The organism is Arthrobacter sp. GCM10027362, assembly GCF_042679445.1.
Lineage (GTDB): Bacteria > Actinomycetota > Actinomycetes > Actinomycetales > Micrococcaceae > Crystallibacter.
Window position 1 is genome coordinate 1 of the sequence record NZ_JBHTML010000097.1, and the last position, 14,702, is coordinate 14,702.

The 14,702-nt window shown below is 67.1% G+C and carries 15 protein-coding genes; 2 read left to right on the forward strand and 13 right to left on the reverse strand.

The features are described from left to right. From ACFQ36_RS13895 to ACFQ36_RS13910, 4 genes are all read right to left on the reverse strand, one after another. Positions 1 to 414: phosphotransferase (locus ACFQ36_RS13895; RefSeq protein WP_377014541.1), on the reverse strand; the 414-nt coding region annotated here is incomplete at its 3' end. Positions 415 to 438: 24 nt separating this feature from the next. Beyond that, positions 439 to 1,827: a hypothetical protein gene (locus ACFQ36_RS13900; RefSeq protein WP_377014543.1), complete on the reverse strand. Its 1,389-nt coding sequence runs from the start codon at positions 1,825 to 1,827 to the stop codon at positions 439 to 441. A 126-nt stretch (positions 1,828 to 1,953) separates the two neighbouring features. Next, complete coding sequence (locus ACFQ36_RS13905) at positions 1,954 to 2,151, reverse strand: hypothetical protein (RefSeq protein ID WP_377014545.1); 198 nt, start codon at positions 2,149 to 2,151, stop codon at positions 1,954 to 1,956. Between the two features lie 61 nt (positions 2,152 to 2,212). Further along, on the reverse strand, positions 2,213 to 2,401 hold the full coding sequence (locus tag ACFQ36_RS13910; RefSeq protein WP_377014547.1) for a hypothetical protein: 189 nt from the start codon (positions 2,399 to 2,401) through the stop codon (positions 2,213 to 2,215). Positions 2,402 to 2,649: 248 nt separating this feature from the next. On the opposite strand from ACFQ36_RS13910, the gene ACFQ36_RS13915 reads away from it, so the two are divergent. Then, entirely contained in the window at positions 2,650 to 3,384 is a 735-nt protein-coding gene (locus tag ACFQ36_RS13915; protein WP_377014549.1) for a hypothetical protein, read from the forward strand. A gap of 160 nt (positions 3,385 to 3,544) precedes the next feature. Here the strand turns inward: ACFQ36_RS13915 and ACFQ36_RS13920 are convergent, their stop codons facing one another. From ACFQ36_RS13920 to ACFQ36_RS13930, 3 genes are all read right to left on the reverse strand, one after another. Next, on the reverse strand, positions 3,545 to 3,733 hold the full coding sequence (locus ACFQ36_RS13920) for a hypothetical protein (protein ID WP_377014551.1): 189 nt from the start codon (positions 3,731 to 3,733) through the stop codon (positions 3,545 to 3,547). Positions 3,734 to 4,133: 400 nt separating this feature from the next. Next, positions 4,134 to 4,322, reverse strand: a complete 189-nt coding sequence (locus ACFQ36_RS13925) for a hypothetical protein (RefSeq protein WP_377014553.1) — start codon at positions 4,320 to 4,322, stop codon at positions 4,134 to 4,136. A gap of 403 nt (positions 4,323 to 4,725) precedes the next feature. Continuing rightward, on the reverse strand, positions 4,726 to 4,914 hold the full coding sequence (locus ACFQ36_RS13930; RefSeq protein WP_377014551.1) for a hypothetical protein: 189 nt from the start codon (positions 4,912 to 4,914) through the stop codon (positions 4,726 to 4,728). Positions 4,915 to 5,596: 682 nt separating this feature from the next. Between ACFQ36_RS13930 and ACFQ36_RS13935 the strand changes: the two genes are divergently transcribed. Next, positions 5,597 to 6,046, forward strand: a complete 450-nt coding sequence (locus ACFQ36_RS13935) for a BTAD domain-containing putative transcriptional regulator (RefSeq protein ID WP_377014555.1) — start codon at positions 5,597 to 5,599, stop codon at positions 6,044 to 6,046. Positions 6,047 to 6,118: 72 nt separating this feature from the next. On the opposite strand, the gene gatB is transcribed toward ACFQ36_RS13935, so the two are convergent. The 6 genes from gatB to ACFQ36_RS13965 form a co-directional block, all read right to left on the reverse strand. After that, positions 6,119 to 7,633, reverse strand: coding sequence for an Asp-tRNA(Asn)/Glu-tRNA(Gln) amidotransferase subunit GatB (gene gatB, locus ACFQ36_RS13940; RefSeq protein ID WP_377014557.1), 1,515 nt, complete (start codon positions 7,631 to 7,633; stop codon positions 6,119 to 6,121). Beyond that, positions 7,634 to 9,148, reverse strand: a complete 1,515-nt coding sequence (gene gatA / locus ACFQ36_RS13945) for an Asp-tRNA(Asn)/Glu-tRNA(Gln) amidotransferase subunit GatA (protein WP_377014559.1) — start codon at positions 9,146 to 9,148, stop codon at positions 7,634 to 7,636. Positions 9,149 to 9,155: 7 nt separating this feature from the next. After that, the gene (gene gatC / locus ACFQ36_RS13950; RefSeq protein ID WP_377014561.1) at positions 9,156 to 9,452 is read right to left on the reverse strand and encodes an Asp-tRNA(Asn)/Glu-tRNA(Gln) amidotransferase subunit GatC; all 297 of its coding nucleotides are present in this window, start codon (positions 9,450 to 9,452) and stop codon (positions 9,156 to 9,158) included. A gap of 126 nt (positions 9,453 to 9,578) precedes the next feature. Further along, on the reverse strand, positions 9,579 to 12,716 hold the full coding sequence (locus tag ACFQ36_RS13955) for an efflux RND transporter permease subunit (protein WP_377014563.1): 3,138 nt from the start codon (positions 12,714 to 12,716) through the stop codon (positions 9,579 to 9,581). Position 12,717: 1 nt separating this feature from the next. Continuing rightward, entirely contained in the window at positions 12,718 to 13,167 is a 450-nt protein-coding gene (locus ACFQ36_RS13960; RefSeq protein ID WP_377014565.1) for a hypothetical protein, read from the reverse strand. Further along, on the reverse strand, positions 13,164 to 14,702 hold a 1,539-nt coding region (locus ACFQ36_RS13965; RefSeq protein ID WP_377014567.1), incomplete at its 5' end, for an efflux RND transporter permease subunit. The genes ACFQ36_RS13960 and ACFQ36_RS13965, both read right to left, overlap by 4 nt.

Genomic DNA, 14,702 nt, shown 5'->3' on the forward strand with positions numbered 1-14,702 from the left:
CGCCGGCGCGGGCTGCTGGAGTCCGTCCACGAAGGCTGCCAGCCGGCCCGCCCACTGCCGCCGCTGCGCGGCCGGCTGCCCGGCCGCCGTCGTACCTTGGAACCAGCGGAGCACCGACCAGTGCCACGGGAAGAACGACGACGGCGCGCCACATCTTATCGGCGCGGATGTGGCGACCGGCAGCCCGGCTGCGAGCCGGGGCAGCCACTGCTGCTCGTGCAGCACCAGTGGTGCGGCGGCCTGGCGCCGCGGCAGGCGCACCGCCAGCGAATCCCCGAGCCGGAAGATGACGTTGTCCCAGCCGGCGGCGGCCGGCCCCAGCGGCAGGGCCGCCAGCTGCGGGAACTGCTCCGCCAGCAGGAGCCGGACCAAGGGCTCGGTGATGTCGATGTCGGCACCGGGCAGGTTGGCCATCTGCCCATTAAACCGTTTCTGCTGCTATGCCCGCGCCCGGACACCCGGTCGGGCCGTCCTCGACAGCCGGTGCCTGGCCTCCGCCGGCCGGTGCCTGGTCTTTGCCAGCCGATGTTTGGCCGTCTGGCCCCCGGGTTTGGGTTTCCTCACCCGATTCACCAGCATGCCCGCCAGTTTCCACAACAGCACGCCCAGGCCGAGCAGGGGGATGCACAGCATCACCACGGAGAGCACGGCCAGGATGAACTCCAGCGGGGCAACGTCCCGCAGGGCCGCCCCGGCCAGTCCTGCATGGTGGGCGATCGCTTCGAACGAACGACGGAGGATCGCCGGCAGATTGATCAGGAGCCAGCCAAAGGCCAGCGCCAGCGTCGGCACGACCGTGACAACCCAGATCGTCACAATCCACCGGGCCGCAGGCTTCAATTCCGCCACGAGCGGATGCACCCCGCGTCCCGGAATCAGGCTCGCCAGGACCGGCCTGACCCGGGCGAACAGATCCGGCACGCCCGCCAGGTCCGCCAGCACAAAGTAGCCATCGAAGCGCACGGTGGGCAGCAACTGCTGAACCATCTCGATCTGCATGATCACCACCAGCAGCAGCAGCACACCGTTGCCCGTCAGCAGGTATCCGGTTCCGGCCGCCAGCAGGCACCAGACATTGAAATACAGGCCGCCCAAGTCCGTGCGCAGCCGGCCGGCCCGGTCGAGCCGGTAGGAGTCCGTCACGTTGGTAAAGAAGGCGGGAAAGACGATGTAGACGCCGAAGCCGATCACGCCGGGCCGTCCGCCACCGTACCGGCAGGCTGTGGCATGGCCGAGCTCATGGATCAGGGCTCCCATAATGAGCAGCAGCATCAGGCCCAGCAGCAGCACGGGTTGGTCGAACACCTCTTCCGCTGCCGCGACGAGGCTGCCCTGGACAATCAGTGCCGCATCCATCACGACCAGGGCAACCAGCGCCAGGGCCACGAGGGGCGGGAAGAATATCGGCCGCAGGGCACCGGCTACGGCGTTCACCACGCGCTCGGATAACAAAGTCCCGCGGAACCGCAGGGACAGCAGCGGATTCGCGCGCGGAGGTGCGGCGGCTTGTCCCGCCTCCTCGTTGGCGTCCACCACCAGGCCCAGCGGCCGCAGCGTTCCGTTGATCAGCTGATCCAGCCCTTCCGGGGTCAGCCTGCGGCCAAAGGACTCACTGACCGCTTCGGCCACGGTCCCGGGCTCGCGGCCCGGCTCCAACTCCCTGACCACCAGGTTCAACAGCTCGGACACCTGAAGCAGCTGGCCGTCTCCGCGCTTCACTAAATAAGTTGCCTCGACCAGCCCCGAACCGGATACGGCGCCGAGCAGCTGCACGCCTTCGGCCCGTGCCCACAATGGCGCCGGTGCAGTGGTGGAATCAGTTGTCATGGTCCTCACCCGAAGAAGTTGACGTGGATGGAAAGAGTGGCAGCGGGGCCTGGGGCAATGGAACGGTGGGCATGCCGCAGTTGCTGCCACATGCCCACCGGCCTTGAGGAGGCGCAGCCTCGTCGGTTAGTGGCTAACCGACACCAATTGCTGCCATGCATTGGCCTGTGCTACAGAGCCAACCGTGGCGGCATTGATGGCGAACGCCATGTTGACGCCGATAACCGGCGCAACATTGACATTGACGAAGAGCGTCTCGCGGTTCGGGAGAAGGTCGGCCCGCTGGCCCGCCAGTTCGTCAAACCTGATGATTTCTCCAGGCATTGTCCTCCGCCTTTCTTCAGGGCCCGGTGCCCTCGGCAGGCACCGGGTTGATCGCTAAGTATCAGTGCTGAAGGACAGCGATGTTCTGCACCGCAGCGCTGGTCGCCGCCGAATTAGCGGTGAGCAGGTTCAGTGCCACCGAAGAATTCGAAGCCCAGACATTGGCAAAATTGAAGCTGAAAAGCGTCTCACGTGCAGGCAGCATCTCCACCCGCTGCGCCTCCAGCTCGCTCATGGTCACCTCGATCATTTGTTTCACCCCCTCCCCCCAACTCGCTTTGACACCACGAGTGAACACCAGCCCCCGTTTGCGCTCCGTTGGGCCCCCGTCGCGGCAGCGTTAATTGCCTGTTAGGCCGGCGTCATCGGCACCCTTTCGATCCGGCCGGAGGCGGGCCCCTAGCCACATGGTCTTTTCGCCATTACAGTCCTCAAGGTCAAGGGGGTGTTTCAAAAACTTTCAGGCGGTTCATCCGCACAACGGAAAGGTTCACTCGCATGAGAAGATTTCCCGCAGCCACGGGCATCATCCTCGCCCTCACCGCCGGGTCATTTTTTGGCGGCACCGGCCACTTTGCCAAGGCGTCCGGCAGCCCGGAAAAGCCATCCTGGAGCCGCAGCCTCGATTCAACCAGCTCGGCCCAGCCAACCCCGGCCAGTCCCCGGGTCCGGGACACCGCCCAGACCTTCCTGCGCACGCCAAGCAGTTCCGCGAAGGCGGATGCCACGGCGACGTCCTCGGCCGACTGTGATGGCTGCGCCGGCGAAGCCACAACCGTGCAGGTTGTCTACTACGATGCACGCAAGGGCAGCGCGACGGCGGACAACATTGCCTCCGCGTGGGCCACCTCCTGTGCAGACTGTTCGGCGTCTGCGGTCTCGGTGCAGGTAGTGGTTGCACCCCGCCGCGAATCCGTCACGGTCAACAATCGCGCCATCGCCGTCAACGCCTCCTGCGCCTCCTGTTCCACATCCGCGGCGGCCCTGCAGTTCGTCTTCGCCGGCGGGCCCCGGCGTGAACTGTCCTCGGCTGCCCGGGACCTCGTGGCGCAGATCAAAGCGGAGCTGGCAGACCGGCTGGAATCCGCCGCGGAGAAATCCGATGCCCGGCAGGCACGGGCCAGGGCCAAGGCCGCGACCGAGGATGCGGCCGCGCGGCTGGAGCGGATCATCGCCAAAGACCTGGGCGGCGGAGCCGTCGAGCGGTTCCTCGATGTGGAGGTCGGCTCCTAGCCCCCGGCCAACCGACCGGCGGCCGGTTCCGGATGACGTCCGGCCGGCCGCCGGTCATGTTTGCCGGGGCAGGGAAGCCCGATCCTGCGGCCTGCACGCAGGGCCGGCCACACACGGAAATGCCCGGCGCCCCTGGGGGCACCGGGCATTCCGGCAGCCGTCAGTGCTGCAGGACAGCGATGTTCTGCACCGCCGCGCTGGCAGCCAGCGAGTTAATGGTCAGGACGTTCGCCGCCACCGACGAGTTCGAAGCCCAGACGTCGGCGAAGTTCAAGCTGAAAAGCGTCTCGCGTGCCGGCAGCATCTGCACCGACTGCGCCTCCAGCTCGCTCATGGTCAGTTCAGTCATTTCTGTCACCCCCTCCCCCAACTTGCTTTGACACCACGAGTGAACACCACCACCCGTTAAGGCTGCGTTGGGCCGCCGTCGCCGCGGCGTTAAATGCCCGTTAGGTCCGTATCCCGCCGACGATGACCGGGCCGTGCACGGGAATGCAGGCATGGGTCCATCGGTGCGAACGGGAATTGCGGGTGATCAGCGGACATGGTCGCGGCACGGCTGCTGCAGGCAGATATCCTCGCCCGGGCGGCCTCCGCCTTCGCAGCCCTGAAATCCGCTCTCCCGGATGCCATGGCCGTCAGGTACCACACACCAGGCAGTGCCAGTGTTTGGGGACTCCGCCCGGGCAGGGCGGGCCACACACGGAAATGCCCGGTGCCCCTGGGGGCACCGGGCATTACGGCAGACGTCAGTCCTGAGCGACGATGATCGTCTGAACCGCAGCAGAGACCGCCTCCGAATTGATGGCCAGGATGTTCGCCGCCACCGACGAGTTCGAAGCCCAGATATCGGCGAAGTTAAAGCTGAAAAGCGTCTCACGGGCCGGCAGCATCTGCACCGACTGCGCCTCCAGCTCGCTCATGGTCAGTTCAGTCATTTCTGTCACCTCCTCCCCCAACTTGCTTTGACACCACGAGTGAACACCACCACCCGTTAAGGCTGCGTTGGGCCGCCGTCGCCGCGGCGTTAAATGTCCGTTAGATGATTGGATCCCTTTTGCGGCCGGGCCGGAGAAGCCGGAGGCCGAGTTCCCGGCCGGCAGCGGCCATGGCGCGTGGCCTGACTGCCGGGAAGGCAGGCGAACATGGCAGGCCTGATCCATTGGCGGTCCGGGTCAAGGCCAGGCGGGTGCCGGGCCGCGGCCAGGCAGATCAGCCCGGCGTCGAAGTCGGCTTTCGCACGCCGGGCTTAGGGCGCCTCGGGCGACGAGGAGGTGGGCGCCGGAAAGCCCGCACGGAAATGCCCGGCGCCCCTGGGGGCACCGGGCATTCCGGCAGCCGTCAGTGCTGCAGGACAGCGATGTTCTGCACCGCGGCGCTGGCAGCCAGCGAGTTAATGGTCAGGACGTTCGCCGCCACCGACGAGTTCGAAGCCCAGACGTCGGCGAAGTTCAAGCTGAAAAGCGTCTCGCGTGCCGGCAGCATCTGCACCGACTGCGCCTCCAGCTCGCTCATGGTCAGTTCAGTCATTTCTGTCACCCCCTCCCCCAACTTGCTTTGACACCACGAGTGAACACCACCACCCGTTAAGGCTGCGTTGGGCCGCCGTCGCCGCGGCGTTAAATGCCCGTTAGGTCCGTATCCCGCCTTGTTCCAGACCATTCCGTCCGGCGGGCGTGTTGAGGGGTGGGCACTCCATGAGGATTACGCTAGGGTTCATTCTCGTCGGGCCACGACGTCCCATCAGGGTCGTTGTCCGGGGACAGGTTCCGACACGGGGAGGGGAAGCCGCATTTGGGGGGACTCTCCGCTGGCGTTAGCGCCGCATCTTCCACATGGCAATGCCGGCGACGGCAGGGGCAGCAGCAACGGGGTTGGTGCCTGCCCAGGATTATTTGGGGGAAGAACGATGGAACAGTCAAAGTCATTGGAACGGCAGGATGTTTCCGCCCGGCCCCAGGCCGCTGGATGGGGCCTGCAGCTACTGGGAACTTGGGAACTGACGTTAAACGGGAACTACGTGCGCGTGCCCCGTCGGGAACAGCGCCTCCTCACGGCCCTGGCGCTGCTGGAAACCCGATCCCGGGCATATCTGTCCGGCCTGTTATGGCCTGAACGCAGCGACGACCAGGCCGCGGCAAACCTGAGGAACTGTGTCTGGAAAATCTCCCACGATTTTCCGGAGCTGCTTGGGTCCCGCAAGGATCCCCTGATGCTCAATCCCGCCGTAGAAGTCGATGTGGACATCATGTTCGGCACCTTCGACGACGGACCCGGATTTCCCGATCCGCCGTACTCCAAGGACATGATTGCGTCCCTGGAAAAGGCGGAACTGCTGCCGGGATGGTATGACGAGTGGATCATCCACGGCCAGGAACGCATCCGCGAGTTCCGCGTCGGTGCCCTCGAAACGATGGCGGACCGCTGCCTGAAATCAGGCGACGTCCGCACCGCCATAGATGCCTCCCTGGCGGCGATCGCCGTCGATCCGCTGCGGGAAAGTGCCCACGAGCGCCTGATCCAGGGCCACCTGGCCGCCGGGAACCGGGCATCGGCGCACCGTGTTTACGGAAACCTCCATTCGCGGCTGGACGAAGAGCTGGGCATCCTGCCCTCGGCGCAGCTGAAGAGCCTCATTACGGATTCGACGAACGCCGTGTAAGCGGACGCGCGTAAGGCCCTTCCCCGGTACCGGGGAAGGGCCTCACGCGGATAGTCGCCGGAGCGGCCGGGGCTAGCCCTCGACGCCGAGGCGTTCGAAGATCAGCTCGCGGACGCGGCCGGCGTCGGCCTGTCCACGGGTCGCCTTCATGACGCCGCCGACGATCGCACCGGCCGCCTGTACCTTGCCGCCGCGGATCTTCTCCGCCACGTCCGGCTGGGCCGCCAGGGCCGCGTCGATCGCTTCCAGCAGCGCGCCGTCGTCGGACACCACGGCCATGCCGTGCTTGTCCACTACCTGCGACGGCGTGCCCTCGCCGGCCAGCACGTATTCGAGCACCTTGCGGGCCAGCTTGTCGTTGATCTTGCCGGCTTCGATCAGCGAGTTCAGCTCCACGATGGTTTCCGGGGTGACGCCCAGCTCCGCCGGATCCACCTCGGCTTCCTTGGCACGGCGGGAAACCTCACCCATCCACCACTTGCGGGCGACAGCGGGGGTGGCGCCGGCGGCGATGGTTTCCTCGATGGCGTCCATCACCCCTGCATTGGCTACGTCACGGAACTCGGCATCCGAGTAGCCCCAGGCATCCTTCAGGCGCCTGCGGCGCTCGGCCGGGGGTTCGGGCAGCTGCGCGCGCAGCTCCTCGATCCATTCCGGCGTGGTAACCACGGGCACCAGGTCCGGTTCCGGGAAGTAACGGTAGTCGTCGGCGTCGGACTTGGGCCGGCCCGCGGTGGTGGAGCGGGTGTCCTCGTGCCAGTGGCGGGTCTCCTGGACCACTGCCTGGCCGGAGTCGAGCACCGCCGCATGGCGCTGGATCTCGAACCGCACCGCGCGTTCGACGGCGCGCAGCGAGTTGACATTCTTGGTCTCCGAACGCGTGCCGAACTTCGTGGAGCCCTTGGGCATCAAGGACACGTTGGCATCGCAGCGCACATGGCCGCGTTCCATCCGGGCGTCCGAAACCCCCAGGTTCTTCACGATCTCGCGGATGGTGGCCACGTAGGCCCTGGCCAGCTCGGGAGCCCGGGCGCCGGCACCGACAATCGGCCTGGTCACGATTTCCACCAGCGGCACGCCGGCGCGGTTGTAATCCACCAGCGAGAACTCCGCCCCGTGGATACGCCCGGTGGCCCCGCCCATGTGGGTCAGTTTCCCGGCGTCCTCCTCCATGTGCGCACGCTCGATCTCCACCGTGAAGACGGTCCCGTCCTCCAGCTCAATATCGACGGCGCCGTCGTAGGCGATCGGATCCTCATACTGGGAGGTCTGGAAGTTCTTCGGGGTGTCCGGGTAGAAGTAGTTCTTCCGGGCAAAGGTGCACGAGGGCGCGATCTTGCAGCCCAGGGCCAGTCCGATCTTGATGGAGTACTCCACCGCTGCCTTGTTCACCACCGGCAGCACCCCGGGCAGGCCCAGGTCCACCGGGCTGACGTTGGTGTTCGGCTGGTCGCCGAAGGCGTTCGGGGCCGCGGAGAACATCTTGGTCTGCGTGCTCAGCTCCACGTGGACCTCGAAGCCGAGCACCGGATCGTACTTCTCCATGGCCTCGTCGAAGGACAGGACCTCATCCGTTACAGCAGTCATTTACTTCACACCTCCGAGTACCGGGGCCTGGGCGAGCAGCGGTCCGCCCCATTTTTCCTCAAGCAGCTTCTCCAGCGCTGCGCCGGCCCGGTACAGCCGCACATCCTCGCGGGCCGGAGCCAGGAACTGGATGCCCACCGGCAGCCCGTCCGCCAGGCCCCCGGGCACCGAGATACCCGGCACGCCGGCCAGGTTGGCCGGAATCGTGGCAACGTCGTTCAGGTACATCGCCAGCGGATCGTCCAGCTTCTCCCCCAGCCGGAACGCGGTGGTGGGCGCGGTCGGGGAAACCAGCACGTCCACCTGCGCGAATGCCGCGTCGAAGTCGCGCTGGACCAGGGTGCGCACCTTCTGGGCCGAGCCGTAGTAGGCATCGTAGTAGCCGGCGGACAGGGCGTAGGTGCCCAGGATGATCCGGCGCTTGACCTCGTCACCGAAGCCGGCGGCGCGGCTGGCGCCCATCACGCGCTCGATCGTCAGCGGACCGTCCTCGGGCAGCACCCGCAGGCCGTAGCGCACGCCGTCGAACCGGGCCAGGTTGGAGGAGGCCTCCGAGGGCATGATCAGGTAGTACGCGCCGAGGGCGTACTTGAAGTTCGCGCACGAGACCTCGACAAGCTCGGCCCCGGCGCCGCGCAGCAGCTCCAGGGACTCGTCGAAGCGCTGCTGCACCCCGGCGTCGTAGCCTTCACCCTGCAATTCCCGGACCACGCCGATCCGCATGCCGGCGACATTCCCGTTGCGGGCCGCCTCGGCGAGCGCGCCGACGGGGTCCGGCAGGGACGTCGAATCCGCCGGGTCGTGGCCGCCGATCACCTCATGCAGCAGGGCCGAGTCCAGCACCGTACGCGAGACCGGGCCGATCTGGTCCAACGAGGAGGCCATCGCGATGGCGCCATAGCGGGAGACCCCGCCGTAGGTCGGCTTCACCCCCACGGAGCCGGTAACGGCGGCGGGCTGGCGGATGGAACCGCCGGTGTCGGTGCCCAGGGCCAGCGGGGCCTCATAGGCGGACACGGCTGCGGCGGACCCGCCGCCGGAACCGCCGGGGATGCGGTCCAGGTCCCACGGGTTGCGTGTGGGTCCGTACGCCGAATGCTCGGTGGAGGAGCCCATGGCGAATTCGTCGAGGTTGGTCTTGCCCAGCATCGGCATCTTCGCCGCGCGAATCTTCCGGATCACCGTGGCATCGTAGGGACTCATCCAGCCCTGCAGGATCTTCGACCCTGCGGTGGTGGGCTGGCCGATGGTGACGATCAGGTCCTTGATCGCGATCGGCACGCCGGCCAGGGCGTGCAGCGCTTCGGCCTCCACCCCGCCGCCGGCACGGGCCGTGTCCACCTCGGCGGCGACGGCGAGCGCTTCCTCGGTGTTGACGTGCAGGAAGGCGTTGATCTCGCCGTCGATTTCGGCGATGCGGTCCAGGTGCGCCTGGGTGACCTCGACGGCGGAGACTTCCCTGGCGGCCAGCAGGCCGGCCAGTTCGGCAGCGCTGTGCCTAATCAGTTCGTTCACGGCTGCCTTACTCCTCGTCCAGGATCGCAGGGACCTTGAAGAGACCGTCCTCGGCCTCCGGGGCGCCGGAGAGCGCCTGCTCGTTGGTCAGGGTCGGACCGGGAACGTCCTCGCGGAACACATTGGTCAGCGGGATCGGGTGGGACGTGGCGGGCACGTCGCCGCCGGCCACTTCGCTGACGGACTTGATCGAGTCGACGATCACGTCCAGCTCGCCGGCCATCTTGTCCAGTTCTTCTGCGGTCATCTCAATGTGGGCCAGCTGCGCCAGGTGCGCCACGGCCTCACGATTGATCTCAGACATGCGTCTCCTGCAAATGGTGAATGGTTGTAGATAACCAGTCTACCGGCGGCAGCGGGAATGAAGTGGCAGGGGTCCTGGCGTCCACCGGCCTCCCGCCGCCTGGACTGCGGCGGGACCCTCGGCCGCTTAGACTGCGGCGGCGGGAGTGGGCTCCGGTTCCTCCCGCCGCCGGGACTGCGGCTTGGCAAAGCGCAGGTACAGCGAAGGCACCACGAACAGGTTCAGCAGTGTCGAGGTCACCAGCCCGCCCAGGATGACCAGTGCCATCGGGTGCTCGATCTCGTGGCCGGGAATGTTGCCCATCACCACCAGCGGCACCAACGCGAGTCCGGTGGCCAGGGTGGTCATCAGGATCGGGGACAGCCTTTCACCGGCACCCCGCAGCACCAGCGCCGGCCCGAAGGCCGCGCCTTCATACTTCTCCAGGTGCTGGCAGTGGTTGACCAGCAGGATGCTGTTGCGTGCGGCGATGCCCATGACCGTCAGGAACCCGACGACCGAACCGAGGGACAGCACGCCGCCGCCGATGAAGGCCGCGAAGACTCCCCCGACCAGCGCGATGGGCAGGGTCAGCATGATCAGCGTGGCCAGCCGCCAGCTGCCGAAGGATGCCTGCAGGAGCAGGTAGATCGCCGCCAGGGCCAGCACGGACAGCGTCAGCAGCAGCCGGGTGGCTTCCTGGCGCTCCTGGAATTCGCCGAGGATCTCGGCATGGAAGCCGGCGGGCATGTCGACCTCTTGGAGCCCGGCCTGCATGGCCGCCACCACGGAGGCCAGGGCACCGTCTTCGACATTGGCCTCGATGTCGATCCGGCGGGAACCGCCGTCGCGTTCAATGACGTTCGGGGTGGGCTTGAGTTCGATGTCCGCAACGTCAGCCAAGGTGATGCGCTTTCCGTGCGGCGTATCGATGGGCAGGCTGCGGATGCTCGTCACGTCGGAGCGGATCGATACCGGGCTCCAGACCTGCACGTCGTACGCCTTGCCGTCGCGGTAGACGTCGCCGACTTCTTCGCCGGCCACCAGGGTTGCTGCCGCGCGGCGCACATCGCCGGGTTTGAGTCCGTACCGCTGGGCCTTCTCCAAGTCCACCTTGACGCTGAGCTGCGGCACGTCCACCTGCAGGGCAACGTGCTCGTCGATGGCCCCGGGGGTGTCCTCGAAGATCTTCAGGATTTCGTCGCCCTTGGACCTGAGCAACTGCAGGTCGTCGCCGTAAAGCCGGACGACGACGGCATTGCTGGAACCGGTCAGCACCTCCCGGATCCGCTCCTTCAGGTAGGTCTGCACGTCGCGGTGGATGCCGGGATAGCCCTCGACCACTTCCGAGACCGCGGCACGGGTCTTGTCATAGTCCACGCCGGGATCGATGCTGATCCAGTTTTCGCCGAAGTGCACGCCCACCACCTCGTCGGCGGCGAACGCCTGCCCGATGTGCGAGCCGCAGTTGTTGACGCCTTCGATGGTGAGCAGCTCCTGGCAGGCGGCCTGGCTGATCCGGTACTCCTCCTGCACCGAGGTGCCCGGCTGGGTCACCCAGTGCATCAGGAAGTCCCGTTCCTTGAAATCCGGCAGCAGCGACTGGCCCAGCATCGGCGCCATCACGGCGCCGGCTGCCGCCATCACGCCGAAGACGGCATAGCCGGCGGCCGGTCTGCGGATCACGCGCTGCAGGACCGCGTGGTACCACCGCTTGAGCACCCGCACGAGCGGGGGTTCCTGCGCCTTCAGCGGCACCTTGCGCATGAAGATCAGGGCCAGCGCCGGGGTCACCGTCAACGCGACCAGCATGGAGGCCAGCACCGCGAGGGTGTAGGAGATCGCCAGCGGCCGGAAGAAGGCCCCGGTCAAGCCGCTGAGGAAGAAGATCGGCACCGCGGCGACGATGATGATCAGCGTGGCGTAGACAATCGGACCCCGCACCTCGAGGGAGGCCTCCAGCACCACCGACGCCGTGGACCTGGTGCCGCCCTCGGCCCGGTGCTGGCGCAGCCGGCGGATGATGTTTTCGATGTCGATGATCGCATCGTCCACCACCACGCCCACGGCGATGACCAGCCCGGCCAGCACCATGGTGTTGACGGAACTGCCGCTGGCATACAGCACGAGCGCCGCGGTCACCAGGGACAGCGGAATGGCGATGATGCTGATCAGCGCCGTGCGCCACTGGAACAGGAAGGCTCCCAGGACCATCACGACGAGGACGACGCCGAGCAGCAGTGCCAGGGACAGGTTGTCCAGCGACTCCTCGATGAAGCTCGCCGGCCGGAAAATCTCGGTGTCGATCTCGATCCCGCTGAGCCCGGGCTTCAGCTGCTCGAGTGCCGCTTCCACTCCCTCGGTGACTTCCAGGGTGTTGCCCCAGGGCAGTTTCTCGACAATGAGCATCAGCCCTTCGCCCTTGTTGATGACCGCGTCGCCGATAAGGGGCTGGTGGTCTTCGACCACCCTCGCCACGTCGCCGAGCTTGAGCGGTTTGCCGCCACGTTCTTCGATGGTGACGTTGGCCAGGTCCTCGGGCGTGGTGATCGGCAGCACGTGCTGGATGCCCACCCGCTGGTTGGGCGTGTCGATATGGCCGCCGGTGCCGATCAGCGCGCCGGCCGAGTACTGCAGCAGGCCCGCGTCCAGAGCGTTCGCCGTCACCTCCATGACCTGGTTCAGGGAGACGTTTTGTGCCTTCATCTTCTCCGGTTCGGCCTGAACCTGGAGCATTTGCAGCCGTTCGCCCCAGATGGCCACGTTGGCCACCCCGGGAACGCGCAGCAAATGTGCCCTGATCTTCCAGTAGCTGATCATGGACATCTCGATCAGCGAACGTTCCTCGGAGGACAGGCCGATCTTCATGACCCGGCTGGTCGAGGAGAGCGGCTGGAGCATGACCGGCGGCGCGGCCCAGGTGGGCAGGGTGGGGGTCACCGTGGCTATCCGCTCCGATACCAGCTGCCGGGCCTTGAGCAGATCGGTGCCGGGCTCAAAGATCAGGACGATGGAGGACAGCTGTTCCACCGACTTCGAGCGCAGGTGCTCCAGGTCGTCCACGCCGTGCAGGGCATCCTCCAGCGGCACCGTGACGAGTTGCTCGACTTCCTCCGCCGTCAGTCCGATGCAGATGGTCTGGATCTCCACCTTCGGCGGGGCGAACTCGGGGAAGACGTCAACGGAGGCCGTGCTCAGCTGCACTCCCCCAAGCAGCATGATTCCGACGGCGATGGCGACCACCACCGACCGGAACCTGAGGCTGAACCCGACAATCCGGCGCATGTCAGTGGGCTGCGTCGAATTCGGCGCCGAACAGTTCGGCGGCACCGACGGTGACTATGGCGGTGCCGGCGGCCGGTCCCTTGCGGAGCCTGACCACGTCGCCCTCGATCCGGTCCACGATGACCTCCGCCCGGACGAAGACCCGGGGCTCGGGATTGGTGTATACCCAGGTCCGGCCCTCGGCATCGTAGATCAGGGCACCGTAGGGCACCTGCAGGCCGCCCCTGCCGCCGGCCACTTTGGCCGTGGCCAGGTCAAGGCGTTCCATGGCCTTCGCGGTGAGGGTCATCTTGTGCAGGCCGGTGCCGGCGATTTCCTCCTTCGTGGCCGATTCGGCCACGGAAGTCGCCTCGGCCGGCGGTTCGCTGCAACCGGCCACCGCCACCATGAGCCCTGCCGCCCATGCCGCCGCCACCAGCCGCAGGCGTTGCCCCCTACCAGTGGTTCTCATGACACTGCCTGCCTCTCCTGCGCTACAGGTTCATCCGGATTCAGCAACGACCCTTCCCCGCCGGCACGCTCCTTGGGCCCGAAGCGGAGGAAGAGAACCGGCAGGACAACCAGCGTGAGCAGCGTTGTTGTCACCAGTCCGCCCCATACGATGACCGCAAGCGGCAGGACGGTGCCGGTTCCCACCAGGCCGCCGAAGAGCACCAGCGGCAGCAGCACGAGCGCCGTTGCGAGTGCGGCCAGCAGGGTCGGCACGAACCGGTCGCCGGCGGCCTGCCGCATCAGTGCATCCCGGGATGCCTGCGGCGAGGCCGCCTGCAGCCTCTGGAAGCGGCCGAACAACAGGACCGCGTCCCGGACCGCGATGGCCAGGACGGCGGCGAAACCGGCCAGGGAATAGAGCGAGCCGATGCCGCCGGCCAGGATGGCGGCCGCGACCCCGCCCAGGAGCGCCACCGGCAGCAGGACGAACGTCAGCGCAGCGAGCCGCCAGCTGCCCAGCACCGTCTGCAGCAGGACCAGGAGGCCCAGGGCCGCAGCCGCGGCCAGCCACCAGACCAGCTGGCCGGAGGCCTGCCGTTCCTCGTACTGGGGCGGGATCTCCGCGTGGTATTCGACCGGGAAGTCCATCCGGCTGATCGCGGCCTGTACGTCGGCCTTGACATCCGCCAGGTTCCGGCCCTGGATATCTGCCACGACGTCGACCCGGCGGGAGGTGTCATCGTGGCGGATGACCGTCTGGTTGGGGGCGATCTTCACCTCCGCCACCTCCCCCAGCCGCACGTGTCCGCCGCGGGGGGTGTTGATGACCAGCTCCTTGACGCTGGTCAGGCTGCTGCGCGTCTGCTCGCTGCCTTTGACGACCACCTGGAAGACCTTCTGCTGCTCGAACAGGTAGCCGACTTCAATGCCCTGCAGGACCGTCGCGGCTGCGCGGCGGACGTCGCCGGGCTTGATCCCGTGCCGCTCGGCGGCGGCCAGGTCCACTTCGATTTCGGCGACCGGCTGGTCCACGGTGACGTCGACCCGGGCGTTGGCCACGCCCTCGGTGGAGGCCAGGACCTGCCTGATCTCTTCGGCCTTTTGACGCATGATCTCCAGGTCCACGCCGTAGACCCGTACGGCAAAGCCGCGCTCGCCGGCCTCGCGCACGGCCGCGATCTGCTGTTCGGGGTAGGTGACAACCTTGTTGGTCAGTCCCGGATAGCCGTCCACGATCTCCTGGACGGCCGTCCTGACATCATCGAAGCCGGCCCCGTCGCGCATGGTGACCCAGAGCTCGCCCGAGTTGACGTCGGCGGCGGTGTCCGAGGTGATTGCCCGGCCGACGTGGCCGCCGACGGCCTGGACGCCTTCCACCGTCTTCAGTTCGGCGCTGGCTTTGGCCATGATCCGGTGCATTTCCGAACCGGCAGTGCCGGGGGCGGCGTCCCACTGCACCAGGATGGTCCGGTCCGGGACGGAGGCGACGACCGGTCTGCCGCCGGCCAGCAGCGGCAGGGCGGCCAGGGCGGCCAGGGCGATGGCACCGGCGGC